Raw genomic sequence first — 26164 nt, 5'->3', positions numbered from 1 at the left:
GCGCAAACTTCAGCGTGAAAACTCATCAGTCAACCAAAGGAATTTCCGTGAAATTTTTTTTCACGGCTCGCGGGCACTATGGCACTTATAAAGGACTAGCGGCACGGCTGGGACAGGCGCCCGTTTCGCGGAGCGCGTTACGCGAGGGCGATTGGCACGATAATGAAACTTATCTGACCACCGGTGTCTGATTTCGCATTTTGCTGGGCATGATCAGCCTGACAAACAGCACGGCAAACGAACCTTCCACCTTCGTGTTGCATTAAAAAATTGCAGATAATCAAACAAGGTCAGAATATACTGCAGCCAGATAACGCAACCATAACAGTCGATGAGCAACAAAGCGGTCCAGCGGTTGATGCAGGAGAACCGGCGCGGCCATCCTATCGATTCCGACATGCTTCGGCGCATGGGAATCAGCGCTGCGCTCGCCGCGCACATGGTCAAATCCGGGTGGCTGCAACGCCTCTCACAAGGCGTCTACCTTCTGACCGGAGACACACCGACACGTGACGGTTCGATCGCGTACTTGACTCGACGCATTGCCGGTCTTCACGTTGGAGGAAAGACAGCCCTTTCCTGGCAGGGCGTCCGTCACAACATCGCGTTTCGCGAAAAGGTTGTGCTATGGGGCCAGAAACCCTATCGCATTCCGTCCTGGGTGGACCAGCATCTGATCTATTCATTCCAGACCACTTCCCTATTCGACGACGACCTGCCCTACGACAAGGGCCTAAGGCCGCTTCCCGCTGGTGACCCAGAGGTCAAGGTGTCAGTGCCCGAGCGAGCGATCATGGAACTCGCCAGCGACATTGGCAAAGGTCAGTCGCTTGAAGAAACCAGCAATCTGATGGTGAGCCTGCGTAACCTGCGCGCCGACGTGCTCGACGAGCTTTTGAGCCACTGCCATCGGGTGAAGGTTGTCAGGCTCGTGCGCGACCTCGGACGTGAGGCCGACTTTGCATGGGCTCGGGGACTTCAAAAACATGTGGACCGTCTTGGCACCGGTAAAAGATGGTCGAATCAGACAAAGAATGGCCGGATAACACTCAAACCAAAATGAGACGAAGACGACCGCGGGACTTGAACGAGCGGTCGTCAAGAGTGGTGTGTACGGGTCGATCGGCATGATCAGGCGGCCAGTACTTGAGGAACCGGTGTGCTTGCAATCACCGGGGTTCCATCCTTGAAGGGGACGCCCTTCAGAAGTGCCTCGATCTTGTCCACGCCGCGGATCTTTCTCCATGACTGCTTGGCCGCCTCGATCAACTTGAACGCCATGGCGAAGAAGGTCGCGCGCGACAGACAGTTACGCGTGCGGCTCGTGCGATGGCGCACCGTCGCGAACGTCGATTCAATCGGATTCGTGGTCCGCACGTGCTGCGAGTGTTCGGCCGGGAAGTCGTAGAACGCAGTAAGAGTTGCTCGAGCACCGTCTAGACCGACGGCGCCAAAGTGGACAAAGCAGGCCCCACCAAACGACTAGGTCGCCTGCGTTTTCGGGTCACGGTATCTGGCGAGCACAACGCCCCGGGCAGATGTAGCGCGGGTAGCCCGCGCCCGTCTGAAGATGTCCTGCACGGTAAATCCGTAATCGGCGACCTTGATCCTGATGTCTGCGAGCACCGCCTCAAACTCGGCCCCCCCCGCGCTGTCGCCGCCTGCTCCTCGAGCGCGGCGATCTGTGTCTTGAGCTCCCTGTATGTCGCCAAAAGTCGCATCCCTCAGCGGACACCGTCACGGCGATCATAACGCCCTTCGATTCAGGACGACCGGTGACTGGCATCCCGTGGCAAGGCGCGATGAGACGCGACTCCGGCGGGTATCGAGGTGAACCGTGAATGCCTGTTGCCGCTCCGTAGGTGACCACATGTTTGCAGCACACCCCACGTGAAACGAGCGTGGGTTTTCATAGTGAAAAGCGGTTCAGCACTCCAGCCGCTTCGCCCATGCGAAGTTCTCGTCTTCGCCAAGAAACTTGAGGCCCCAGACGACATCCTGCGCACCCAGTGATCCGCGAATCCCTGAACGGACGTTCAGCCGGATGTTGCACAGCGTGCCGATGGGACTGGCATTGTCCTCATGCAGCATTTCTGACTGCACCGATCCGGCCAGATACTCGAGGCTGGCGCGCTCGAGAACCGATACAGGCATTCTGGGATCACGCGCCGGCAATGAGTCTGTGACGTTGCGATAAAGAATGGTTCATGCAATCCGCGCCGTGGTTTCACACAACGAAGATAGCGAAGGCTAAAGCCGGAGCAAGCCGCCTGATTTCTATGATCCCAATGGCCACCATCGCAGGGAACGACCGTATCGACTGCCAGAATGCAGGCGGCTACCGTCATGCGTAACAAAACGTAAATTGGGCAGGCGATTTTTAACCCAATTAACTTCCAGGCGGAAGTTTTATGGTTACCTCTACAAAGAAGGCGGAATGGCGCGGAAGGCCCACGTGGCGGAAGGCAGCCGGAGTCGAACCGACCTGAGAGCGACTGACGCCCTCAACTGGGTTTGAAGCCCAGCCGCGCCACCGGACACGAATGCCTTCCTACGGTGATTAACCTACACGTTGCCGATCAAAAAAATCAAAGCAGATCGAGCCAGCGACTATCCGTGCGCAGCAAATGCAGCCCACGGTGGAAGCGAGTATATCCAACCCGGTCGAAGAACTCCAAAAGCTGGATCGCGCGTTTCCGGCCCAACCCGGTGACGTCGCGAAACGGTGCGGCCGCAACCGTGCCCGCATTCTTTTGCGCCTCGGCAGCCGCAATCGAGGCCAATTCCCGAATCGTCTCCGGGTGGTAAAAGAGATCACGCACGACCTGAAACAGCTCGCCCTGCCGCGCAAGTTTGCGCATCAATTGACGCACACGCTCCTCCGGTACGCCATGCGCGTTGGCCAGATCGCGCACCCACGGCGGATCGAAACGGCCGGCTTTCACTGCGGGCAGCAGCGTCGCCGCGAGCGCGCGATCCGCGTCGTCGAGCGTCACCGCATGGCCCGGCAGATGCAGCCAGGGCCCGCGTTTGACGATCTCGCCACGCGTCGCGGCATCGTCGACAAGCGCGCGCCACAGCGCGTCGTCCACCAGCGGCGCCGCGATGCGCCGCAAACGCGAGATGTCCGGGCCCAACTCGTCCGGCGAGCGTTCGTGGTACTGCGCGAGCGTCGCCGTCAATCGCGAATTGAGCGCTTGCCAAAGCGCGTCGGCCACTAGCAATGCGTCCTCGCCTGGCAACTCCACTACCCGCGTATTGGCCGGCAACGCGAGCGCGGCCGCCGGCATGCCCGTCAAACGCTGCAGCAGCGAGCGCGACAAGCCATGCGGTGCTCTCGCGAAGACGGCGTCGAGCGTGCCGGTGTCGAGCATGGTCTGAAGCGCGTCGAGCCACGTCAGCCGCTCGGCCGAACGACGCTTGCGTGACGGCGCGAACGGATCGAGCACATGACCGCCGCCGACCGTGCGATTGGCCTGCGCGTTGCGCACCACGAAGCGATCGCTCGGCAGCGCGCAAACCGGTCGCTCGAATACGAGTTGAACGCGGGCACGCTGACCGGCGCCGAGTGTTTCGCCATCGAGCAACGCGATATGCGCAACCTGGTGCTGCGTGCCCAGATGCACATGCAGCGGCGCCCAATGCTCCAACGCGTGCGGTGCATCGGCGAGCAGCGTGAGCATGACGTCGATTCGCTCCGACGCTTGCGAAAGCCGCGGATCGACGATCCAGTCGCCACGATCGATCGCGCTCTTCTCGATGCCCGCCAGGTTCAATGCACAGCGTTCGCCAGCGCGTCCGCTCTGCGCCGGACGATTTTGCGCATGGATGCTGCGCACACGCACCGGTTGGTTCTTCGGCGCGAGCAGCATCGTGTCGCCCACCGCTACGCGGCCCGACACCACAGTTCCGGTCACGATCGTGCCTTGGCCCGAGAGCGTGAAGACACGATCGACCGCGAGACGGAACAGGCCGTCGTCGCGCTTCATTTGCCACGCCGCGGCCGCCGCGTGCAGATGCGCCTTCAACGCGGCCACGCCGGGATCGTCGGCCTGCACTGCGCAAGTATCGAACACGGGCGCGTCCTGAAGTACGCTGCCGCTCAGAAACGCCCGTACTTCATCATGTACTTCGCGCAGACGTTGCGCGTCGACGCGGTCCACCTTGGTCAGCGCGACGGCGCCTTGCCGAATCCCAAGCAGTTCGACAATCGCCAGATGCTCGCGCGTTTGCGGCATCACGCCGTCGTCGGCGGCGATCACCAGCAGCGCGAAATCGATGCCGCTCGCGCCCGCGGTCATCGTATGCACGAGCTTTTCGTGACCCGGCACATCGATCAAGCCGAGCACGTCGCCGTTCTCCAGCGGCACGTACGCGTAGCCCAGTTCGATCGAAATGCCGCGCGCCTTTTCTTCCTTGAGACGATCCGTATCGACGCCCGATAGCGCTTTCACCAGGCTCGTCTTACCGTGGTCGATATGCCCCGCCGTACCGACGATCATGCGCGCGCGCCTTTCAATTGCTCGAGCAGTTGCGCTTCATCGGCGGCTTCAAGACAGCGCAGATCGAGGCGCAACGCGTCGTCCGCGATGCGGCCGATCACGGGCCGCGCCATCTCCCGCAGCATCTTTTCGAGCGCGAGCAATTGACGGCCACCGCGCTTACCGTCCGCCATTCTGACGACCAGACCGTAACTCGGCAGCACGTCGACCGGCAACGCGCCGCTGCCGATCTGGCTGAACATCGGCTCCGCCGTCACCGCATAGCGTTCGCCGACTGCATGCTGCAACGCGTGTTGCACGCGCTCCGCGGCGAGCCGGATGTCGTCGGCAGCACGGGTCAATAAGCGCAACGTGGTGAGCCGCTCCGTGAGCCGCTCCGGCGCACGATAAAGCTGCAACACAGGCTCCAGCGCCGCGAGCGTCAGTTTGCCGACGCGCAACGCGCGCTTGAGCGGATGCTTCTTGATCTTCGCGATCAGATCGCGTCGCCCGACGATCAAACCGGCTTGCGGACCGCCAAGCAGCTTGTCGCCGCTGAACGTGACGAGGTCCGCACCGGCCTCGATGGTTTCGCGCACCGTCGTCTCACGCGGCAAGCCCCATTGGCTCAGATCGACCAGCGTGCCGCTGCCGAGATCCACGGCAACCGCGAGGCCGCGCGCGTGGGCGAGCGGCGCGATTTCATCCAGACCGACCTCTTTGGTAAAGCCGCTGATCGCATAGTTGCTCGCGTGGACTTTCATCAGCAGCGCGGTTTGCGGGCCGATGGCTTCCTCGTAGTCCTTCAGATGTGTGCGGTTCGTCGTGCCGACTTCACGCAACTTCGCGCCCGCGCGGCTCATGATGTCGGGAATGCGAAACGCGCCGCCGATTTCAACCAGCTCGCCACGCGACAAGATGACTTCTTTCTTCGACGCCAACGCGGACAGCGTGAGCAGCACCGCGGCCGCGTTGTTGTTGACCACGGTGGCCGCTTCGGCGCCGGTCAATTCGCAGATGAGCTCATCGATCAGATCGTCGCGGTCGCCCCGCTTACCGGTGCCAAGATCGAATTCCAGGTTCGCGGGTTGCGTGAGCGCTTTCATGACGGCCTGAACCGCCTCGTCGGGCAGCAATGCACGACCGAGATTGGTATGCAGCACCGTGCCGGTCAGATTGAAAACGCTACGCAAGCGCAACTCGTTGCGCTTGCGTAGCGCGGCATCGACCGCGCTCTTCAGTTGCGCAACGTCGAGCGCGCTCATGGACGCATCGCCCGATTGCGCGCCGGCGCGCCAGGTGTCGAGCGCCTCGCGCACCGCAGTCAACACCTGCGTGCGGCCATATTCGGCGAGCAGCACCGCGAATTCGGCCGACGCCATCACCTTTTCCACCGACGGCACGCGCGCCATCAACGCCCGCAATTCAGAGCCGCTCACGTCGCTCACGAGGCAATCCCTCTTCCAGTCACATTCACTCGCTGCTAGTCGGACTCGCCGGAAGACTCGTCCGCGCCGGCGCCCTGTTCGGGCCACAGCCACGGATGCGGCGATGCCCGCCGGTAACCCTCCGCCCCCATCAGCAGATCCAGCGTGAGACTGGCGAGATCGTCCGCGAACGGTTCGAAATCGTAGTCCTTCGACTGAATGCCGATCTTCCGGTAAGTATGGCATTCGTCGCACGATTCCGCTTTCAAAGCGGCGTTCTTCGATTCGGCTTCGCGCGCGGCTTCGTCGGCATCGGGCGAGCCGATTGTGTGATAAGCGATGCCTTTGGTCGAATCGCAATTCGAGCACTTCGTGCGAACCATGTGCCATTCGGTGGAGCACAGGCCGCATTGCAGGTAGCGATAATTGTCGTACGCCCCCCCCACGCGCACGATGCTCGCCACCGGATGCGATCCGCACACGGGACACAGGCCGAGCGTCTCGAGGTACGGCACCTCGCGCTTGCCGATATCAGCGGCGAGGTCGGTCCACACCACTTGCAGCGCGGCTACGATGAACGGCGCGCTCGCCGGATCGATTTCTTCGAAGCGCTGCGCGAAGATCGCGTCGGCCTGTGATTCGAGCGCGGTGGCGTCGAGCGTGCGCAGCCGGTCGATCAGCGCTTCGAGCGGCGGCGTGAGCGGGCCTGCGGCTGCCACCTTGTCGAGTAACTGCCGCAACACGTCGCGCCAAGCCGGATCGCGTACGCCGGAAAGCGCGGGAATCAACGGCATGGAATGCTGCTGCGCACTCGCGATCAACTCGGCGCTGGGCGGCTGCGCCTTGAAGCTGGCGATCACGGCTTGCTGCGCGTCGGCGAGCACTGCCATCAGGCGCAAATAGCCGGCGATCGGGTTGTCGAGCGCCGCAAGCTGGCGCAGCCGCGCGGCGCGCGCGGCAAACACCGCAAGCCGTTCCGGCATGCGAATGCGCGGAATTGCCGAGTGATCGAGCGATTCGATATCGCCGGCTTCGAGAATACGTTGAACCACAGTATCGACCTCTGAAAACTGAAGAGCCGCCGCCGTTCATTGAACAGGAGCGGCGGCTCGGGTGCGGCGCGCCGGCAGCCGCGCTGTCTTTGATAACCTATGCGTGGCCCGCTATTTTCCGATGATTTCCTTGAACCAGTTCGGGTGATGCTTTCGCGCCCAGCCATAGGTCACCGTGCCGCGCGTCATGGCGCCGATCGACCCTTTGATCCACAACGCCGCATAAATATGCACGACGATGCCGACGATCAGCACGAACGCCGCCGCGGCATGGACGAGCGCCGCGAGCCGGATGATCCCGATCGGAAAGTAGAACGAGAAATAGCGCCGCCAGATAACGATGCCGCTCGCCAGCAACAGCAGCAGGCAGATCACCATGGTAAAAAATAGCAGCTTTTGACCGGCGTTGTACTTACCGATCGCGGGGAGCTTTTCCTCGCGATTGTTGAGCACGTCGTCGATCTGCCTCATCCACTGAAGGTCGGCTTTGTCGAGATAGTTGTGATGCCAGAAGCGCAGCGCAAGAATCAGAAACGACAGGAACATCACGCAGCCGACGAATGGATGCAGAATCCGCGTCCATTGCCCGCCGCCGAAGATCGCGTAAAGCCACGACATGGCCGGATGAAACATGGCGAGGCCGGAGAGCGCTAAAAGGACGAACGTGATCGCGGTAATCCAATGATTCGTACGCTCATTCGGCGTGTAGCGCACGATCAAACTGTTGCCTCTCACGTCCTTCAGACCGGTGTGCTCAGGGTGCTTCATTGGATGCCTCCCGCGAACGGCGTACTTCGTCGGCTTCGTGCTGGGCTTCGGCTTCATCGGCCTCCGACACCTCGTTCGGACCGACGCGCGTGTAGTGGAAGAACCCGGCTATGGCCGCAAACGCGATACCTGCGAGCGCCAGCGGTTTTGCCAAACCTTTCCACAGCGTCACCATCACGCTGATCTTCGGATTCTGCGGCAACCCGTGATACAGAGTGGGCTTGTCGGCATGATGCAGCACGTACATCACATGCGTGCCGCCCACGCCGGCGGGATCGTACAAACCGGCATTCTGGAAGCCGCGCTCCTTCAGATCTTCAATCCGGTCCGAGGCCTGCTGCTTCATGTCCTCCTTGGTGCCGAACATGATCGCGCCGGTCGGGCACGTCTTCACGCAAGCCGGTTCCTGGCCGACCGCCACGCGGTCCGAACACAGCGTGCACTTGTACGCGCGGTTGTCCTGCTTCGAAATGCGCGGTATGTTGAACGGGCAACCGGTGATGCAATAGCCGCAGCCAATGCAGTTTTCCTCGTGAAAATCCACGATGCCGTTCGTGTACTGCACGATCGCGCCCGGCGACGGACAAGCCTTCAGGCAACCCGGATCCTCGCAGTGCATGCAACCGTCCTTGCGGATCAGCCACTCGAGATCGCCTTCGGTGTTCTCGTATTCCGAGAACCGCATGACGGTCCACGAATGCTCGGTCAGATCGCGCGGATTGTCGTAGATGCCGGTATTCGTGCCGATTTCATCGCGCAGATCGTTCCATTCCATGCAGGCGGTCTGACACGCCTTGCAGCCAATGCACTTCGACACGTCGATGAGCTTGGCGACCGTACCCGTGACCGGCACACGCACTTGCGGTTCAGGCAAGGTCGTGGCGGAGAGGCGTTTGATGTCCAGTGATTGCAGTGCCATCTCTTCTCCCCTATGCCTTTTCGACCTTGACGAGGAACGATTTGAATTCCGGTGTTTGCGAATTCCCATCGCCCACGGAGGGCGTCAGCGTGTTGACGAGATAGCCCGGCTTCGCGAGTCCCTTGAAGCCCCAATGCAACGGCAATCCGACTGTCTGGACTTTCTTTCCTTCGATCATCAGCGGTTTGATCCGCTTGGTGACGAGCGCCACGGCAATGATATGCCCGCGATTGGACGACACCTTGATACGATCTCCGGCCACCACGCCAACCTCCTTCGCCAGATCTTCGCCGATCTCCACGAACTGCTGCGGCTGCACGATCGCGTTCAAGCGCGCGTGCTTGGTCCAGTAGTGGAAATGCTCCGTCAAACGATACGTGGTCGCCGTATGCGGGAAGTTCTCGTGCGTACCGAACGCGGCCCGGTCATCGGGGAACACGCGTGCCGCCGGACTGCTGACAACCGTCTTGTTGTTCGGATGCAGCGGGTTGTAGCCAAGCGGCGTTTCAAACGGCTCGTAGTGCTCCGGGAACGGCCCTTCAACCAGACCGTCGCGCGAGAAGAAACGCGCCACGCCTTCCGCGTTCATGATGAACGGATTCATGCCGTTTTCGGGCGGTTCGTCGGCCTTGAAGTCGGCAACGTCCGCTCCCGTCCACGCCTTGCCGTTCCACGCGACCAGCTTGCGCGTCGGATCGAACGGCTTGCCGCTGACGTCGCATGAAGCACGGTTGTACAGAATCCGCCGGTTCGCCGGCCAGGCCCACGCCCAGTTCAGCGTATTGCCGATGCCGGTCGGGTCGGAGTTGTCGCGGCGGCCCATCTGGTTGCCCGCCTGGGTCCACGAGCCGCAAAAGATCCAGCAGCCGCTCGCGGTGCTGCCGTCGTCGCGTAACTGCGCGAAGCTCGACAGCTGCTCGCCCTGTTTGGCGAGCACCTTGGTTTTATCGGTAGGGTCGGTGACGTCGGTGAGCGCCTTGCCATTGAACTCCATGGCGATTTCTTCGGGCGTCGGGCTTTCCGGGTCGGCATACGGCCAGCTCATCTTGAGAATCGGATCGGGATATTTACCGCCGTCCTTTCGGTAAGCCGCGCGGATACGCAGCCACAGCCCAGACATGATCTCGAGGTCGCTCTTCGCTTCTCCCGGCCCGACCGCGCCCTGCCAGTGCCACTGCAGCACACGGCTGGAACTGACCAGCGAGCCGCGTTCTTCCGCGAAACAGGTGGTCGGCAAACGGAACACCTCCGTTTGAATCTTCGACGGATCGACGTCGTTGAACTCGCCGAAGTTCTTCCAGAACTCCGACGTTTCCGTAGCGAGCGGATCCATGATGACCAGCCACTTCAGCTTGGCGAGACTCGCGCCGATCTTCGCCTTGTTCGGCGCCGCGGCAAGCGGGTTGAAGCCCTGCGCGATGTAGCCGTTCATCTTGCCTTGATTCATCAGCTCGAAGACCTGCAGCATGTCGTACGACTTATCGAGCTTGGGCAGATAGTCGAAACCGAAGTTGTTCTCGGCGGTCGCGTTGTCGCCCCACCATGACTTCATGAAACTGACGTGGAACGCGCGATAGTTGCGCCAGTAGCTCAACTGATTCGGCCGCAGCGGCTGGCTTGCGCGTTTGGCGATGAAGGCGTCGAAGTCCTGCTCGGCTTCCAGCGGTAGCGTCATGTAACCCGGCAACAGGTTCGACATCAGGCCGAGGTCGGTCAAACCCTGAATGTTCGAGTGACCGCGCAGCGCATTCATGCCGCCGCCCGCAATGCCGATATTGCCCAGCAGCAATTGCACCATCGCGCCGGTGCGGATGATCTGCGCGCCGATCGAGTGATGCGTCCAGCCGAGCGCGTACAGGATCGTACCGGCGCGCCCCGGAACCGCCGTCGATGCAAGCATCTCGCACACCTTGAGGAATTTTTCCCTGGGCGTGCCGCACGTGCTTTCGACCTGCTCGGGCGTATAGCGCGAGTAGTGCTGCTTCATCAACTGATAGACGCAGCGCGGGTGCTGCAAGGTCGGATCGACTTTGGCATAGCCGTCGTCGCCGCGTTCGTAGTCCCACGAACTCTGGTCGTACTTGCGTTTGCCGGCGTCGTAGCCGGAATAGAGACCGTCGGTAAACGAAAAGTCCTCACGAACGATGAACGGCATGTCCGTGTAGTTCTTCACATACTCGTGCTGGATCTTGTCGTTGGTGAGCAGATAGTTGATCACCCCGCCCAGGAACACGATGTCCGAGCCGGTCCGAATCTGCGCGTAATAGTCCGCAACCGATGCCGTGCGCGTGAAGCGCGGATCGACCACGATCAACCTCGCCTTGCGATGCGCTTTGGCTTCGGTGACCCATTTGAAACCGCACGGGTGCGCCTCGGCCGCATTGCCGCCCATTACCAGAATCACATCCGCGTTCTTGATGTCGACCCAATGGTTCGTCATCGCTCCACGGCCAAACGTCGGGGCAAGACCTGCCACCGTCGGGCCATGTCAGACACGCGCCTGATTGTCGAATGCGAGCATGCCAAGACTGCGGACAGTCTTGTGCGTCAAATAACCCACTTCATTGCTGCCGGCCGACGCCGCGAGCACGCCAGTGGTCAGCCAGCGGTTGACCTTCTTGCCATCTGCCGTTGTTTCGACAAAGTTGGCATCGCGATCTTCCTTCATCAATTTCGCAATGCGGTCGAGCGCGTCTTCCCATGAAATGCGTTTCCATTCATTCGAACCCGCCGCACGGTACTCCGGATACTTCAGACGGCTCTCGCTATGAATGAAGTCGATCAGGCTCGCGCCTTTCGGGCACAGCGTGCCGCGATTGACCGGATGATCGGGATCGCCTTCGATATGGATGATGCTGGACTTTGCATTCTTGGCGTTGTCGCCGAGCCCGTACATCAGGATGCCGCAGCCTACCGAACAGTACGGGCAGGTATTGCGGGTTTCGGTTGTGCGCGACAACTTGTACTGACGAACCTCCGCTAACGCGGGCGCCGGTGAGAAGCCCATGAGGGCGAGACTCGATCCGGCTAGCGTGGTGGCGGAAACCTTCAGAAATTGTCGCCGGGACATATGGGTCATCGAATGGCCTCGGCTCTTTATGGGGACACTAATAACGATTATAGAGAGCGGTATGAAATTCTGCAGCGAGGAGTTATACCTTCCTCAGTGCAACCAAATATGAATTGCCACAGCCGGTTTCATCAGTCGAGGCACTGTTATTGCTGACAGGAGGAGGCGCACCGACGCTTACTCTGACCTTTGGCGCACTTATGACCGCTCCGCTTCTCACATTTTCTTCCGCAGACACAATTTACGGCGCATTGAAATGGCGTGCGTCGGCCCGTGTCGTGTCGCTTGCGCTGGGTGGTGCGATGCTCGTACTGAGCTCGCACGGCGTTGCCCAGATCACACAAAGTGGCGGTTCGTCGCAGCAGGAGAACCGCACTTCTTCGATGGGATCGGCGCCCGATTCGTCCACCTCGGCAGTTCATGAATCGCATAAGCCACAGACGAAGGATGGCGGTTCGGCAAACACGCGCGGCAAGACTGGCGGGCAGGGTCACAAGCCCCAAGGCGCGGGCGGCTTCGATAACGGGCTCTACGGCACCGGCGCGGGCAGCAACAAATAACGATTGCCGCAGCTTCGTGACACGCTCTATTGCTGCAGGCGCATGACGAACACGCCGCACGTAATGGGTAACTTCACAGGAATCGACAACGTGTTTGGCGCTTTGCGCGGCTCGCTTCGACGACCGCCGCCCTGCGCATTGCCCGAACAACCATCATAATGGCGGTCATTTGTCGCTCGAAATGCCCGCCACAATGACCGATACCCCAAGCCACGCAAGCGCGTCGCCCCGTCTGACCAGTCTGTCGCATGGCGGCGGTTGCGGCTGCAAGATCGCCCCAGGCCTGCTCGCCGACCTGCTCAAACGCAGCGCGCCGCTGCCGTTTTTTCCCGATCTGCTGGTCGGCAACGACACAGCCGACGACGCCGCCGTCTACAAGCTCAACGACGATCAGGCGATCGTCGCCACGACCGACTTCTTCATGCCGATCGTCGACGATCCGTTCGACTTCGGCCGCATCGCCGCGACCAACGCGCTGTCCGACGTCTATGCCATGGGCGGCAAGCCGATCATGGCGCTGGCCATCGTCGGCATGCCAATCAACGTGCTGCCGCACGATGTGATCGCGGCCGTGCTGAAGGGCGGCGAATCCGTGTGCGCCGAAGCCGGCATCCCGCTCGCCGGCGGTCATTCGATCGATTCGGTCGAGCCGATCTACGGCCTCGTCGCCATCGGCGTGGTCGACCCGAAGCGTGTCAAACGCAACGCGGGCGCGCAAGCCGGCGATGTGCTGATCCTCGGCAAGCCGCTGGGCGTGGGCATTCTCTCGGCAGCCCTCAAGAAAGACCGGCTCGACGCGGCCGGCTACGCCGCCATGATCGGCGCGACGACCAAGCTCAACCGGCCGGGCGCGGACCTGTCCAGACTCGAAGCCGTGCACGCGCTCACGGATATCACCGGTTTCGGCCTGCTCGGCCATACATTGGAACTGGCGCGCGGCTCGAACCTCACCGCTCGCGTGCGCTACGCGGATCTGCCGTGGCTGCCGGACGTGGTGAGCCTCGCGGCAGCCGGCATTTTTACCGGTGCTTCGGGGCGCAACTGGGACGCATACGGTAAAAACATCGTTTTGCCATCCTCATTTTCCGCGGCGGCGCGCACGCTGCTCACCGACCCGCAAACCTCGGGCGGCCTGCTAGTCTCCTGCGCACCGCAAGCCGTCGACGAAGTGCTCGCGCTGTTCCGCGCCGACGGGTTCGGCGAGGCGTGCGTGATCGGCGAAATGGTCAGTGGAGAAGGGCGGGTCGAGGTTATCTAAGCCGCGAGCGGCAGGAGGAAATGCGATCGGTATTTACGACGCGTGCGATAATTTCATCCCGCCGCAGCCGACACGTTGTGTCCCCAAGTCCTTGAAAAACCTACTCGCCAGCCTCGAACATGCCGGTGATTTCGACGAAATCATCGATGTGCGCACGCCTCTCGAGTTTGCGGAAGACCATATTCCAGGCGCGCTCAACGCGCCCGTGCTGAGCAACGAAGAGCGCGTGCTGGTCGGTACGACATACAAGCAGGTATCGCCGTTCGAAGCCACGCGCATCGGTGCGGCGCTGGTCGCGCGCAATATCGCGCACCATCTGGAGACGACGTTCGCCGACCGGCCGCGCAACTGGCGGCCGCTGATCTATTGCTGGCGCGGCGGCAAACGCTCGGGTTCGGTAACCATGCTGTTCAATATGATCGGCTGGCCGGCGCGCCAACTCGAAGGCGGCTACAAGACCTATCGGCGCGCCACGCTGGACACGCTCCTTACCTTGCCGAAGGCCTTCTCCTACATCGCGCTGGTCGGCCCGACCGGCAGCGGCAAGACGCGCCTGCTCGCGGCCCTGAACACCGCGGGCGCGCAGACGCTGGACCTCGAAGCACTGGCAGCGCATCGCGGCTCGTTGCTCGGCGCCTGGGCCGGCGTGCCGCAGCCTTCGCAGAAGCGTTTCGATACGCTACTCGTGAGCGCGCTACGCACATTCGATCCGGCACGGCCGGTGTTCGTTGAAGCCGAGAGCCGGCGCATCGGCTCCATCGCGCTGCCGCTCGCGCTGCTCGACACGTTTCATCAGGGCCGCTGCGTCGAGGTGATCTCGAACCCCGAAGATCGCGCGGCCTTCCTGCTGCACGACTATGCCCATCTGTTCGACGATCCCGAGTCACTCAAGGGACAGTTGCAACGAATGATCGGTTTGCATAGCCGGGAACGTGTCGCGGGTTGGCAGCAGCTCGTCGACGACAACCGGCGCGCCGACCTCGCGCACGAGTTGATCGAGCGGCACTACGATCCGGCGTATGCGCGTAGCAGCCATCAGCATTTCGTCCAGCTGGCGCGCGCATTGCAATGGAATTTCCGTCCCAACGACGCCGATGTCGTCGGCCAGGCGAAGGCACTGCTTGCTGAACTCGACAGCAGCGCACTCGCTGTCGTCTGATTAAAACCAACGTTCAAGACCACTATGCAATCAACCCTTCGACAACCACGAGTCGCGCTAGGCTGGATCGTCTTTCTGCTGATCGCCGTGGTCGGCCTCTTTTACGTGAAGTGGTTCCCGTACTACAACCGGGCGTTCGTGGCCGCGAGCCAGCACTCCATCGGCAAGTCGATCCTGATGGGCACGTCGGCGAGCGCGCCGGCGGCGTCGTGGCAGTCTGCCATCGACTACGCTCTCGCCTACGGCAAAGCCATCTGGCAAGCCATGGTGCTCGGGTTGCTGCTCGGCTCCGCGGTGCAGGCGCTGATTCCGCCGCAATGGGTCGCGCGCGCGCTCGGCCGGACCGATTTCAGCAGCGTGGTGAAGGGTGGCTTGCTGTCGTTGCCGGGCATGATGTGCACGTGCTGCGCCGCGCCGGTGGTAGCGGGTTTGCGGGCGCGTCAGGCGGCGCCGGGCGCGGCGATCGCGTTCTGGCTCGGCAATACCGCGTTGAATCCGGCTACGCTGATCTTCATGGGCTTCGTGCTCGGCTGGCAGTGGACGGGCCTGCGCCTCGCCTTGGGCATCGTGATGGTGTTCGGCCTCGGGTATCTGGTGAACCGCATGGTTACGCCGAAGGAAGCCGAAGCGTCGCGCGAAGCGATGGCGCAACTGGTCGCCGGCGATGTGCCCGGCACCGCTTTCGCACGCTGGGTGAAAATCCTCGGCACGATGACGCTGCGGCTCGTTCCCGAATACATCGTGCTCGTGCTGATTCTCGGCGCGGCGCGCACGTGGCTGTTTCCGCACGTCGGACCGGAGATCGACAACAGCCTGCTGTGGATCGTCGCGCTGGCCATCGCCGGCGCGCTGTTCGTGATTCCGACCGCGGGCGAAGTGCCGATCATCCAGGCCATGCTCTCGTTCGGCATGGCGGCCGGCCCGGCAGGCGCGTTGCTGATGACGCTGCCGCTGATCAGCGTACCGTCCATGGCCATGCTCGGACGCTCGTTTCCGCGGCGCGTGCTGACGGTCGTGGCGTTGGCCGTCGTGGTGTGTGGCGTGATCAGCGGATTGCTGGCGGTAGCCTTGGGGTTTTGACACATGAAACGTATTGCCGCATTTGCCTTGACGTGCTGGTCGGCGGCCGGCCTGCTTTACTTCGGACAGCATTCGGTGGCGCTGATCGTGGTGAGCGGTGTGGTTGCGCTGGCCGGGTTTGATCTGCTTCGTCCGTGACCGCGCGTCGAGGCTCGCCTACGCCGCCAGCGCTTCGCGAATCGCGGCGAGCCACAACGCCACCGCATGCGCGCCAGGATCCACGTGACCTGGCGCGCGATCGCCGACATAACTCGAACGCCCACGCCGTGGATGCATCGACGCCGTCTGCGATGTGCCCGCGCTTGCGTCGCGCGCTGACGGCAGTTTATTCAGTGGCGAAACCGGAAGGCTTGACTGTACCGCGCATCGGCAAATGACGACGCGATACGGCGACGCTGGACGTGCAAAGGCATTCACGGCGAACACGCGACGTTTCGTCTAGCGCAAGGGAATACAGAGGAGAGAAGTGGGCAGGACAGCGGCACGATGGACTATGCGCCGGGTGATGCGAGAACCTGACAGTAGACGAAAGCGAAACCGCTTTCGTCTACGTCACGGATGCGTTGGTAGGCTCGATTGGATTCGAACCAACGACCCCCACCATGTCAAGGTGGTGCTCTAACCAACTGAGCTACGAGCCTTTAGAGGCGCGAATTATAGAGAACCCGCACGCTCAGCACAAGCCCTTGACGGCACTTCTGTCGATTCAATTCGCCGATGTCCACTCGGTCTGCGTATCCAGCGGATAAACCGGCCGCTTCACCTGCTTGAAAGCGAACAGGCCGTAATCCGAACTCGTCACACCGCGGCTATCGCATTCCACCAGCGCCGCCGCAATCGGCACGAACACCGGGCGGCAGTACATGCGCGATTTGAGCAACAGGAAACGCGCGCGACGCGGATCGATGCCGACACTCTCGAACACGCCGAGGTCCCACGGCTCGTGCGTGCGCTCGGTCATCACGAGTTTGACGGTGCCCGTGTCGAGGACCGCGGCGCGTCCCATGAAGGCGCGCTGGCCGGTGTAGGTCGGGCCGCTGATCACGTACTCGCCGTCGGTCAGCGCGCGCACCACGCCGGTCACGGAGAGCGGCGGACGCGGCTTGAGCGCATCGCTCGCGACCTTGTTGCCGATGGTCACCGTCACCGTGCTGCCGACGCCCGCCGACATCAACGCCGCGACCGCTTGCGGATCGCATAACGGCCCACTCACGATGCCTTCGAGCTTCTGCTTCAAGGCTTCCTCGAGCAGATCCATCGTGTCGCACGTGCCGCCCGACATGCAGTTGTCGCCGTGATCGAGGAGGAGCACGGGCTTGTCGGCGTCCACTGCGAGCGCGGCGGCTTGCGCGACAGATTCAACGAGCGGCGCGCTGCGATATACGAAATCTTCGCGCTCGTTCCAGATCTGCCGCGCGATGCGTTCCGCTACCGCTTCGGCTTGCTCCGGATCGCCGTCGCCCACCACCACGACGCTGATGCATGGTGCCTCGATATCGGCGAGCGAGAAGCCGGACAGCACCGACACCGCCAGCATGCCGTCGGTCTCGGCCGCGCGCGCGGCGTCGACGGCGCGCTTCATCGCGCCTTCGGCAGTCGCGCTGCGCAGCGTGTGCGTGAGCAACGGCGGCTGGCGCCAGGCGATCACAGGCTTCGCCTTACCGTGAATCAGGTCGAACATCAAACGCGCGGCGTGCGCGCCGGTCTCGTACATATCGACGTGCGGATAGGTCTTGAAGCTGACGATCACGTCGGCGTTGTCGATCATCTTTTGCGTGACGTTGCCGTGCAAGTCGAGCGCGACCGCGATCGGCGCATCCGGCAGCAGCGCGCGCACGCGTTCGAGCAAATCGCCCTCGCCGTCGTTCGAATTCTCGGCGACCATCGCGCCGTGCAGATCGAGCATGACGGCGTCGCAACCCACGGCGGCCGACACGATCGCCTCGCATATCGCATCGTAAGCAGCGGCCTCGACCGGCCCGCTCGGATTCGCCGACGCCGACACAGGCGTCACGATGTCGGCATGCTCACGTTCGGCTGCGTCGATGAACGCGGCCATCGCTGTCTGCATGCCTTTGTTGTCGTTGAACGCGTCTTCGCCATAGCTGGGCCCGTTACGGCCGAATGCCGCCAACGGCGTGGCCACCGGAGAAAACGTGTTGGTCTCGTGATTCATCCGCGCGATGAGGATCTTCATGCGTCCGCGCTCCCCGCTTTCTGCGCGGCGTTCAGCATGGCCTGCAGCAGTACGTTGCAACCAGCTTCGAGATGATCCGCTCGCGCGTCTTCGATTTCGTTGTGACTGATACCGTCTTTGCACGGCACGAAGATCATCGCTGCGGGCGCAACTCTCGCGAGATAGACGGCATCGTGGCCGGCGCCGCTGATCACGTCCATCGACGAAAAGCCGAGCGTGTCCGCGCCCTGCTTCACGGCGCCGACCAGTTCAGCCGCGAACGGTTGCGGTGGGAAATACACCACCTGTTCGACGTCCACCGTGATGCCGGTTTTCTCGCTCGCCACTGCGCATGCGGCGCGCAATGCGCTATCCATTGCCGTGAGCGTGGCATCGTCGGCGGCGCGCAGATCGACGGTGAGTGTCACGCGGCCTGGAATCACATTGCGTGAGTTCGGATGCACGTCGAGCCAGCCGACCGTGCCGCGACCGTGAGGCGCGTGATCCATCGCAATGCGGTTGACGGCATGAATCAGATCGGCCGCGACGAGCAGCGCGTCGCGGCGCAATTCCATCGGCGTCGGGCCGGCGTGCGCCTCCATGCCGTGCACCGTCACGTCGTACCAGCGTTGACCTAGCGCGCCTTGCACCACGCCGATTGTTTTGTCGTGTGCTTCCAGCACGGGGCCTTGTTCGATATGGGCTTCGAAATAAGCGCCTACCGCATGCGGTTTTGCGATTTCACCGGCATATCCGATCCGAGACAGCGCGTCGCGTACCGTGATGCCCTCACGATCATGTTGTTCGAGCGCATGCTCAAGAGTAAATGCACCGGCGAAGACACCGGAACCCATCATCACCGGCACGAAACGCGATCCCTCTTCATTGGTCCACGCAGCGACTTCCAGCGGTGCAAGCGTCTGCACGTTGGCGTCGGTTAGCGTGCGCAGCACTTCGAGTCCCGCGAGCACGCCGTAGTTGCCATCGAATTTGCCACCTGTCGGCTGGGTGTCGATGTGACTGCCGGTCATCACCGGCGGCAGATCGTCGCGCAAACCGGCGCGGCGCGCGAAGATGTTGCCGATTGCGTCCACCCGCACGCTGCAGCCGATCTCCTTCGCCCACGCGATAAAGAGGTCACGTGCTTCGCGATCCAGTTCCGTGAGTGCGAGCCGGCACACACCGCCTTTCTCCGTGGCGCCGATTCGCGCGAGTTGCATGAGACTGTCCCAAAGCCGCGCGCCGTCGACTCGCAGATCGGCAAACGTCGCGACGGTTGTTGATTCATGAACTTGCATCGATGCTTCCTCGTGTTGAAGACTGAGTGCGCGTCAGACCACGCCGACGCCGAGATAACGGTCCTTGATCGAGTCGTCCGCCGCAAACGACGCGTTGTCGCCCGAATAGACGATCACGCCCTGCTCGATGATGTAGTGGCGATCCGCGAGTTGCGTGCACACTTCGAGATTTTGCTCGACCAGCAGAATCGCCACGCCCGCCTCGCGGATCAGCTTGAGCTGCGCGACGATTTCTTCGACGATCACCGGCGCGAGGCCTTCGACGGGTTCATCGAGCATCAGCAAACGCGGGTGATTCATCAGCGCGCGGCCGATTGCAAGCATCTGCTGTTCGCCGCCGGATAGCTGTGCGCCCCCGTTCGTGCGCCGTTCCTTTAAGCGCGGAAAAATGCGGTGGATGTCGTCGAGTTGCCACGGCGAATCTTTGCGCGCACCGAGCCGCAAGTTTTCTTCGACCGTGAGCAGACGAAAGATGCCGCGATGCTCGGGCACGAAACAAACACCCCGCGATGCGATCTTGTGCGGTGGCATGCCGCTGATCCTGGCGCCGTTGAACGTGACGGTGCCGCGCTGCGGCGTGACGACGCCTGCAATCGCTTTCAGCGTGGTCGATTTGCCGGCGCCGTTGCGGCCCAATAGCGTCACCGTTTCACCATCGTTGATCTGTAGGGAAACGCCTTGCAGAATGTGGCTCTTGCCGTAGAAACCGTGAATCTGCTGCACGTCGAGAATCATGCGCGGCCTCCGGTGATCATGTTGCCGAGATAGGCGCTGCGTACGCGCTCGTCGCCGCGAATGTCGTCGGGGCGCCCTTCCACCAGCACGCGCCCTTGCTGCATGACGGTGATCGTGTCGGAGATGTCCATCACGATGCCCATGTTGTGTTCAATAAGCACGACTGTGTAATCGTCGCGCAGACCGCGGATCAGCTGCTTCATGTCGTCGAGGTCGTCGATACCCATGCCCGAAGTCGGCTCGTCGAGAAAGATCGCCTTGGGCCGCGCGGCGAGCGCCATGCCGACTTCGAGCCGCCGCTGCTGGCCGTGCGAAAGCGCGCCTGCCGATACCTCGCTGAAACGCTGCAACGCGAGCCGTTCGAGCACGCTATCGACGATGTCCGCATGCGTGAGCGCGCCGTGCGGCGGCGTCCACGCATTCAACGCGCGCACTGCGTCGACACCTTGCGCGGCAAGCCGCAGATTTTCTCGCACGCTCAGGTTGGCGAACAGGCTCGTCACCTGGAACGAACGCGCGACGCCGCGCCGTACGCGTTTATGATCCGGCTCGCGCGTGACATCATGGCCGTCGAAAACAATCTTGCCTTCGGTGATAGGCAGCGTGCCGGTCAACACGTGAAAGAGCGTGGTTTTGCCCGCGCCGTTCGGTCCGATCACGGAATGCACCGTGCGCGGCATGATATTCAAGGTGACGTCGGAGAGCGCGGTGAATTTGCCGTAGCGCTTCACCACGCCGCTCGCTTGCAGAATGGCTTCGCTCATACGGACTCCTTGTCTGCGTCATTGCCTGCATCGGCGGATGATTTACGGCGCAGCGATTGCCAGATGCGTTCGCCCAATCCCCACAGACCGCGCTGCATGTATAGGCTGACCGCGATCAGTACGATACCGAGCAGCAAGAGCCAACGCGGCCACAATGTGGAGAGCCAGTCGGCGAACAGCACGTAGAACGCAGCGCCCAATACAGAGGCGAACAGATTGCCTGTGCCGCCGATTACCGTCATCACGAGGATCATTTCGCTCGTGTGATAGTCGATGTTGGAGAGCGGCGCGATGCCGGTCATCAGCGCGTGCAGCGCGCCCGCGAGACCCGTGACCGCGCCGGAGATCACGAACGCCATCAGTTTGAAGCGCTTGACGTCGTAACCGACCGCCGCCGCGCGTGCTTCGTTGTCGCGAATCGCGAGCAACGTACGGCCGAATACGGAGTGCGAGACGCGCATCAACAGCCAGAACACCACGAGGAACAACACCGCGACGAAGCCGTAGTATTGCCAGGGCGAGGTCAACGGCACGAGCGCTTTGCCGAACAAGCCCAACGCCGGGCGTGGAATGTCGAGCAAGCCGTTATCGCCTCCGGTCAGATCGGGCGTGGTGTAGGCGAGGAAGTAGAACAGTTGGCCGAATGCGAGCGTCAACATGACGAAGTACGTGCCGCGCTGGCGAATCGAAAACCAGCCGACCAGCGCCGCGGCCGCCGCGCCGATGAGAGCCGACGCAAGCAATGCCGCGGGCACTGGCAATCCTGTCCTGGTCAGGACCAGTCCCGCGCAATAGCTGCCCAACCCGAAGAAAATGCCCTGCCCGAACGAGAGCAAACCTGTGTGGCCCAACAGCAAATTGCAACCGAGTGCGGCGAGTGCGAACACCAGCACTTCAGTGGCCAGCGATCCCGAGCGTAACGTGAGCGGCAAAATGCACACGACAAGCAGCGCCAGCAACAGGAAGCGATAACGATGTAATGAATGCTTCAGGCCGGCTTGCGTCTTCGTAGAAACGGCGCTTTGCACGATAGGTTTCGATGTATCGATCATGCCGCTCTCCCGAGCAGACCGTTCGGTCGCAGCAATAGCACGGCGGCCATTGCGACGTAGATCATCAATCGCGCGCCTTCCGGCCACAAGGTGCTCATCACGCTTTGGACGATGCCCACCAGCAGTCCGCCCACCAGCGCGCCAAGGAAATTACCCATTCCGCCCACCACCACTACGACGAATGCGACGCTCAGCGCCTCGATGCCCATGAACGGATCGACGCCGCGAATCGGCGCGGCAAGCACGCCCGCCAACGCCGCCGTTGCGGCGCCGAGCGCGAACACGAGGCTGAAAACGCGCAACACGTTGATGCCGAGCAGCGAGACCATCTCCGTCGATTCGCTGCCCGCACGCACCGCGCTGCCGAGCCGCGTACCTTCCAGCACCCACCACAAAAGCGCGGCCAGTACCGCCGTGAAGCCGATCACGAAGAGACGGTACTTCGGATACACGAAGCTGCCCCAGATCACCACACCGTTCAGCACGTCGGGCACGGCCACGTTATCACCGAGCGGTCCCCAGATCAGGATCGCGCATTCCTGCACGACGAGCGCGAGACCGACGGTCACGAGAATATGAAACTCATGTTGCTGCGCATACACGTGCCGCAGAATCAGTTTCTCGACGACCCACGCAAGTGCGCCCACGACGATCGGCACGACTACAAGCGCGGTCCAGAAACTCATGGACCATTGCATCGCCTGATAGCAGAAGTACGCGCCGAGCAAATAGAACGCGCCGTGCGCGAAATTCACGAAGCGCAGCAGGCCGAACACGATCGACAAGCCGACCGCGAGCAGGAAATACAGCATTCCCACTCCGATGCCGTTGACGATCTGCAGGAGATAAACGTTCATGGCGTCCGTCTAAAGGGTGGTGCGAAGGGAAATCGCGATGCAGTGCTGCGATCTGCGCGCCGCGCCGGCGTGCGGCACTCGGGCGTCAGGCCATCTTGCAGCCGGTTTTGTCGAGCGGCAGGAACGATTGGCCGGAGCTCACGATATCCGCGTAGTCGTCGGCGTTTTTCATCTTGTTCTTCGCCTTGCCCTTCAACAGATAATAGTTCTTCAGCACCTGATGATCGCCTTTGCGGACTTCTTCCGGGCCGGTCAAACCATCGTATTTCAAGCCTTCGAGTGCGGCGACCACTTTCTTCGGGTCGACGTTGCCTGCTTTCACGATGCCGTCGAGCAGGATCTTCGTGCAGATATACGAACCTGCGAGGCTGTAGTTAGGGTTTGCTTTGAATGCGGTATTCGCGCGTTTGACGAGATCGCGGTTCAGCGGCGAATCGATGCCGTGCCAATACTGTGCGCCGAAATAGACGCCTTCGCACAGGTCCGCACCGAGCGATTCGAATTGCTCGAGTCCCGACGCCCAGGCCATCAGAATCGTGCAATTATTCTTCATACCGAAGCTCACGGCCTGGCGCAATGTATCGGACGATTGCGAGCCGAAGTTGAGAATCAGCAGCACGTCAGGCTTCGCGGCGACCGCATTCATCAGATAGCCGCTGAACTCTTTCTCATTGAGCGAGTGGTAGCTATTGCCTACATGTTCGATGCCCTTCTCTTTGAAGATCGTCTTCGCGGCCGAGAGCAAACCGTCGCCGAACACGTATTGCGGCGTGATGGTGTACCAGCGTTTGGCTTTGGGCATCATCTGGATCAGCGGACGCACCGTCTGCTCGATCGCACCGTAGGTCGGCACCGACCAGCGGAATGTGGCGTCGTTGCAGTCCTTGCCGGTGATTTCGTCCGCGCCGGCCGTCGTGATGAAAATGCCGCCTGCTTTCTCGACTTCCTTGCCCATTGCCAATGCTTCGGACGACAAAATACCGCCGGCAAAGAAGCGCGCATTCTTCTGTTGCGCGATTTCCTGCACTCGGCGCACAGCGGTTGCGGGCTTGCCCTCCGTGTCGAGCACCGTGTATGCGAGCGGCTGACCCAGCACTTTGCCGTATTGCTCGATAGCGAGCTTCATGCCGAGGTCGGCGTATTTGCCGTTCGCCGCGAATGGACCCGACATCGGCACTGGACAGGCAAACTGCAAGGCACCGGCCTGCGCGAACGCGCTTCGCGCGACCAGCGAGCCCAATGTCCCCGGAACGGCCGACAACGCGGCCAGCTTCAACATATTTCGGCGATTCAAAATGACGCTCCTTAGGAAAGAGACACGCACTGACCGACTACGAAACTGCACGCATTGCGCGAACCACTACTTGAACTTGCTGGCCGCCGTGAAGTTTTCCACCTCATCGGCTTTGTTCTATTTATCATGATAAATAGGTTGGACTTGATCGTAGGTACAATAAATTCTGGTGTCAATAAGGCAAAATTCCTGGCGGCATTGAACGGCCTTCCTGGCTGCGACGGCGCCGACGAATCGATCGAAGATCGTGCAGGACAAATTGGGAGCATCGAATATGGCCATGGACCGCGCCAAGGCTGGCGCTGCGATTGAGATCAAGCAGCAGAAACGCGGCGATCTGGTCGCGGAGGAAATCAAGCGGCTCATCACCGAGAAAGACCTGAAGCCAGGCGACCGGCTGCCGCGCGAGGTGGAGTTGCAGCAGCTCTTTTCGGTGAGCAAGAGCACGATCCGCGAGGCGTTGAAATCGCTCGAGGTGCAAGGGCTGATCAAAGTGACCACCGGGCCGAGCGGCGGCGGTATGGTGGTCGAGGTGCCGCTCGATCGTACTTTGCAACTTTTGCAGAATTATCTGTTCTTCAAGGACGTTTCGATCGACGACATCTATACCGTGCGCAAACTGCTGGAGCCCGAACTCGCGGCGGGGGCCGTGCCGCACCTGACGGAGCAGGACTTCGAAGCGCTCGACGCAAGCATTGCGTGTTGTGATCAACCGGCGTCGTCACATGGCGGAAAGGACATCGTGCGGCAGCGGCAGGAAGACGTGAATTTCCACGACATCCTCGCGGCGGCAAATCCGAATCCGTTCCTGCGCTTCAGTTGCGAGTTGATCAATGAAATGATCCGGCAGCTCATCGAGTTTCGTAACGACACGCCGCAAGCGGAGCATGAGCGGTTCGGTCAGGCGAACGTCAAGATTCACAAAGCGATTACGAAGGCCGCGCGTGAGCGTGATGTGGAGAAGGTGCGGGAGTTGATGGTGATCCACATGACCGAGGCGCCGCGCTATGTGAAGCGGATGAAGGGAAAGCTGCGTGGACGTTTGATTTTGGATTCGGAGATTCGTCGGCGGGTGCGGGCGCGAAGTGTGGCGCCGGTTTCGGATGAGGGTGAGGTGGGGGGTGAGATTGGGTGAGGTGACGTGGGGGTGACGGGGCTGTGCGTGGGTTGAGGGTCGAGGGCGGTTTCGTTTCGGTAGGTGTGTTGCCTCGCGGATAGAGGCCATCTTCTTTGATGAAGAGACGCAAATGGTTTGATGCGTATGGCATACAGCCAAAGTTGCGACGCGGTCGCAGTATCGGCGCCGCGAGGTTCGAGGTTCGAGGTTCGAGGGTCTGGCGGGTGAAATGCCTCCCGCATGAAGGGAAGCTTGAAAGACATCGCGCCCTCAGGTCCGAAGGACATATGCGCCGGACTCCGCGTAAGGGTGGTGGCGAAGGCCGCCAGACGGCCTTCCAGGCTGTCCGCCTGTGGCGTGCACACGAGGCGCTCAATCTTTTACGGGCCGCGCCGTTATTGCATCTGCACAGGCATAAACATTGGACCTTCATGGCACAACCTATTCCGTTATCCCGCCACACTGGCGCTGCTCGCGCGCGGCATGCCAAGGCCATGCTGCTGCCGATTCCCCGGCAAACCGCCGACGACCTCGCGCTGCGGGCCCATCTAGCGCTAGACGTCTTGCGCCGCGGCGCCGGCAGCATGAGCGACGCGCAAACGCTCACGCAAATTATGCTGCTGACCGGCTTTCTTGCGGAATCGGGGTTCGGCTCGGCGACCGGTGAACAACTGGCCGTGGCGGAGCGCGCGGTGTCGACAGTGTTCGACATCGGCCGTGAGACCGGCAAGTGGGTATTGGACAGTACGGGCTTCGCGCTTTTTGCGACGATCGCAACGAATTACGACCGGCAGCTGCATAGCGCGCCCCTTTGGGCGATCACTGATGCGAGTGAACGACTCGATCGATTTACCGCTGGTGTGCCGTACCAGACTCCGGTCCGTAAGCGGGCTTAGCCGGATTTCTCGATGTGGGGCGGCGAGGGAAACCTCGTCGACGAGTTTCTGGCAATCGACGCGCAGTGCAGGTAAGCCGCGAAGGTGTAGATGTCGGCCGGCCCTGTCTGGAACTGACGGGCTACGCGAACGCGTTGCGGCTGGGCGGGGAGTGAAGGCGGCTGCGAAGGCGGCTGATCGCGCGGGATTGTTGCGTGTATG

25 protein-coding genes, 2 tRNA genes and 1 pseudogene are annotated in these 26164 nt (G+C 61.7%); 9 read left to right on the top strand and 19 right to left on the bottom strand.

Annotated features, from left to right (window positions below):
* Nucleotides 1-331 precede the first annotated feature (331 nt).
* Nucleotides 332-1063 carry a type IV toxin-antitoxin system AbiEi family antitoxin domain-containing protein gene (locus tag B0G75_RS37755; protein WP_106314744.1) on the top strand — a complete coding sequence of 244 codons (732 nt, stop codon included), beginning with the start codon at nucleotides 332-334 and terminating at the stop codon, nucleotides 1061-1063.
* A gap of 68 nt (nucleotides 1064-1131) precedes the next feature.
* On the opposite strand, the pseudogene B0G75_RS37750 reads toward B0G75_RS37755, so the two are convergent.
* The 9 genes and pseudogenes from B0G75_RS37750 to fdnG form a co-directional block, all read right to left on the bottom strand.
* Nucleotides 1132-1428: pseudogene (locus tag B0G75_RS37750) on the bottom strand (IS256 family transposase); the annotation flags it as partial.
* 498 nt (nucleotides 1429-1926) lie between these two features.
* Nucleotides 1927-2154 (bottom strand): hypothetical protein, encoded by a 228-nt coding sequence (locus B0G75_RS37740; RefSeq protein ID WP_106314743.1) that lies wholly within the window; start codon nucleotides 2152-2154, stop codon nucleotides 1927-1929.
* Nucleotides 2155-2456: 302 nt separating this feature from the next.
* Nucleotides 2457-2552 (bottom strand) — tRNA-Sec (locus tag B0G75_RS40955).
* Nucleotides 2553-2588: 36 nt separating this feature from the next.
* Nucleotides 2589-4502 (bottom strand): selenocysteine-specific translation elongation factor, encoded by a 1914-nt coding sequence (selB, locus tag B0G75_RS37735; protein ID WP_106314742.1) that lies wholly within the window; start codon nucleotides 4500-4502, stop codon nucleotides 2589-2591.
* Nucleotides 4499-5929 (bottom strand): L-seryl-tRNA(Sec) selenium transferase, encoded by a 1431-nt coding sequence (selA, locus tag B0G75_RS37730; protein WP_106314741.1) that lies wholly within the window; start codon nucleotides 5927-5929, stop codon nucleotides 4499-4501. The genes selB and selA overlap by 4 nt, the downstream gene beginning before the upstream one ends.
* Nucleotides 5930-5964: 35 nt before the next feature.
* Nucleotides 5965-6960 (bottom strand): formate dehydrogenase accessory protein FdhE, encoded by a 996-nt coding sequence (gene fdhE, locus B0G75_RS37725; RefSeq protein WP_106314740.1) that lies wholly within the window; start codon nucleotides 6958-6960, stop codon nucleotides 5965-5967.
* Between the two features lie 111 nt (nucleotides 6961-7071).
* A complete protein-coding gene (locus tag B0G75_RS37720; RefSeq protein WP_106314739.1) occupies nucleotides 7072-7728 on the bottom strand; it encodes a formate dehydrogenase subunit gamma in 657 nt (218 codons plus the stop codon).
* Nucleotides 7715-8647, bottom strand: coding sequence for a formate dehydrogenase subunit beta (gene fdxH, locus B0G75_RS37715; protein ID WP_106314738.1), 933 nt, complete (start codon nucleotides 8645-8647; stop codon nucleotides 7715-7717). Before fdxH ends, B0G75_RS37720 begins: the two co-directional genes overlap by 14 nt.
* Nucleotides 8648-8657: 10 nt before the next feature.
* Nucleotides 8658-11726 carry a formate dehydrogenase-N subunit alpha gene (fdnG, locus tag B0G75_RS37710; protein WP_146142588.1) on the bottom strand — a complete coding sequence of 1023 codons (3069 nt, stop codon included), beginning with the start codon at nucleotides 11724-11726 and terminating at the stop codon, nucleotides 8658-8660.
* 191 nt (nucleotides 11727-11917) lie between these two features.
* Between fdnG and B0G75_RS37700 the strand changes: the two genes are divergently transcribed.
* From B0G75_RS37700 to B0G75_RS41750, 5 genes are all read left to right on the top strand, one after another.
* Nucleotides 11918-12277, top strand: coding sequence for a beta-xylosidase (locus B0G75_RS37700; protein WP_106314736.1), 360 nt, complete (start codon nucleotides 11918-11920; stop codon nucleotides 12275-12277).
* Nucleotides 12278-12470: 193 nt separating this feature from the next.
* Complete coding sequence (selD, locus tag B0G75_RS37695; RefSeq protein WP_106314753.1) at nucleotides 12471-13535, top strand: selenide, water dikinase SelD; 1065 nt, start codon at nucleotides 12471-12473, stop codon at nucleotides 13533-13535.
* 91 nt (nucleotides 13536-13626) lie between these two features.
* Entirely contained in the window at nucleotides 13627-14694 is a 1068-nt protein-coding gene (gene mnmH, locus B0G75_RS37690; RefSeq protein ID WP_106314735.1) for a tRNA 2-selenouridine(34) synthase MnmH, read from the top strand.
* A gap of 24 nt (nucleotides 14695-14718) precedes the next feature.
* Nucleotides 14719-15774 carry a permease gene (locus tag B0G75_RS37685; protein ID WP_106314734.1) on the top strand — a complete coding sequence of 352 codons (1056 nt, stop codon included), beginning with the start codon at nucleotides 14719-14721 and terminating at the stop codon, nucleotides 15772-15774.
* Nucleotides 15775-15777: 3 nt separating this feature from the next.
* Nucleotides 15778-15912, top strand: a complete 135-nt coding sequence (locus tag B0G75_RS41750; protein ID WP_258194915.1) for a hypothetical protein — start codon at nucleotides 15778-15780, stop codon at nucleotides 15910-15912.
* Between the two features lie 18 nt (nucleotides 15913-15930).
* Here B0G75_RS41750 and B0G75_RS41745 read toward each other — a convergent pair whose 3' ends face one another.
* The 9 genes from B0G75_RS41745 to B0G75_RS37640 form a co-directional block, all read right to left on the bottom strand.
* On the bottom strand, nucleotides 15931-16191 hold the full coding sequence (locus B0G75_RS41745) for a DAK2 domain-containing protein (protein WP_258194919.1): 261 nt from the start codon (nucleotides 16189-16191) through the stop codon (nucleotides 15931-15933).
* A gap of 147 nt (nucleotides 16192-16338) precedes the next feature.
* Nucleotides 16339-16415: transfer RNA gene (locus B0G75_RS37675), tRNA-Val, on the bottom strand.
* Nucleotides 16416-16480: 65 nt separating this feature from the next.
* Nucleotides 16481-17971, bottom strand: a complete 1491-nt coding sequence (locus tag B0G75_RS37670) for a M81 family metallopeptidase (RefSeq protein ID WP_106314733.1) — start codon at nucleotides 17969-17971, stop codon at nucleotides 16481-16483.
* A complete protein-coding gene (locus B0G75_RS37665; RefSeq protein ID WP_106314732.1) occupies nucleotides 17968-19248 on the bottom strand; it encodes a Zn-dependent hydrolase in 1281 nt (426 codons plus the stop codon). Before B0G75_RS37665 ends, B0G75_RS37670 begins: the two co-directional genes overlap by 4 nt.
* A gap of 33 nt (nucleotides 19249-19281) precedes the next feature.
* Complete coding sequence (locus B0G75_RS37660) at nucleotides 19282-19983, bottom strand: ABC transporter ATP-binding protein (protein WP_106314731.1); 702 nt, start codon at nucleotides 19981-19983, stop codon at nucleotides 19282-19284.
* Nucleotides 19980-20747 (bottom strand): ABC transporter ATP-binding protein, encoded by a 768-nt coding sequence (locus B0G75_RS37655; RefSeq protein ID WP_012428374.1) that lies wholly within the window; start codon nucleotides 20745-20747, stop codon nucleotides 19980-19982. Before B0G75_RS37655 ends, B0G75_RS37660 begins: the two co-directional genes overlap by 4 nt.
* Nucleotides 20744-21799 (bottom strand): branched-chain amino acid ABC transporter permease, encoded by a 1056-nt coding sequence (locus B0G75_RS37650; RefSeq protein WP_106314730.1) that lies wholly within the window; start codon nucleotides 21797-21799, stop codon nucleotides 20744-20746. Before B0G75_RS37650 ends, B0G75_RS37655 begins: the two co-directional genes overlap by 4 nt.
* Nucleotides 21796-22656 (bottom strand): branched-chain amino acid ABC transporter permease, encoded by an 861-nt coding sequence (locus tag B0G75_RS37645; RefSeq protein WP_106314729.1) that lies wholly within the window; start codon nucleotides 22654-22656, stop codon nucleotides 21796-21798. The genes B0G75_RS37650 and B0G75_RS37645 overlap by 4 nt, the downstream gene beginning before the upstream one ends.
* Before the next feature lie 85 nt (nucleotides 22657-22741).
* Nucleotides 22742-23950: an ABC transporter substrate-binding protein gene (locus B0G75_RS37640; RefSeq protein WP_106314728.1), complete on the bottom strand. Its 1209-nt coding sequence runs from the start codon at nucleotides 23948-23950 to the stop codon at nucleotides 22742-22744.
* Nucleotides 23951-24004: 54 nt separating this feature from the next.
* Here B0G75_RS37640 and B0G75_RS40950 point away from each other — a divergent pair, with 54 nt between their 5' ends.
* From B0G75_RS40950 to B0G75_RS37630, 3 genes are all read left to right on the top strand, one after another.
* Nucleotides 24005-24262 carry a hypothetical protein gene (locus tag B0G75_RS40950; RefSeq protein ID WP_181309437.1) on the top strand — a complete coding sequence of 86 codons (258 nt, stop codon included), beginning with the start codon at nucleotides 24005-24007 and terminating at the stop codon, nucleotides 24260-24262.
* Nucleotides 24225-25085, top strand: coding sequence for a FadR/GntR family transcriptional regulator (locus B0G75_RS37635; RefSeq protein WP_106314727.1), 861 nt, complete (start codon nucleotides 24225-24227; stop codon nucleotides 25083-25085). The genes B0G75_RS40950 and B0G75_RS37635 overlap by 38 nt, the downstream gene beginning before the upstream one ends.
* A 413-nt stretch (nucleotides 25086-25498) precedes the next feature.
* The gene (locus tag B0G75_RS37630; protein ID WP_106314726.1) at nucleotides 25499-25963 is read left to right on the top strand and encodes a hypothetical protein; all 465 of its coding nucleotides are present in this window, start codon (nucleotides 25499-25501) and stop codon (nucleotides 25961-25963) included.
* Here the strand turns inward: B0G75_RS37630 and B0G75_RS41095 are convergent.
* Nucleotides 25960-26164: hypothetical protein (locus tag B0G75_RS41095; RefSeq protein WP_219908324.1), on the bottom strand; the 205-nt coding region annotated here is incomplete at its 5' end. The two genes, B0G75_RS37630 and B0G75_RS41095, sit on opposite strands and share 4 nt — an antisense overlap.

Source organism: Paraburkholderia sp. BL18I3N2, assembly GCF_003001875.1.
Lineage (GTDB): Bacteria > Pseudomonadota > Gammaproteobacteria > Burkholderiales > Burkholderiaceae > Paraburkholderia > Paraburkholderia phytofirmans.
This window is presented reverse-complemented; position numbering and strand designations above follow the sequence as displayed.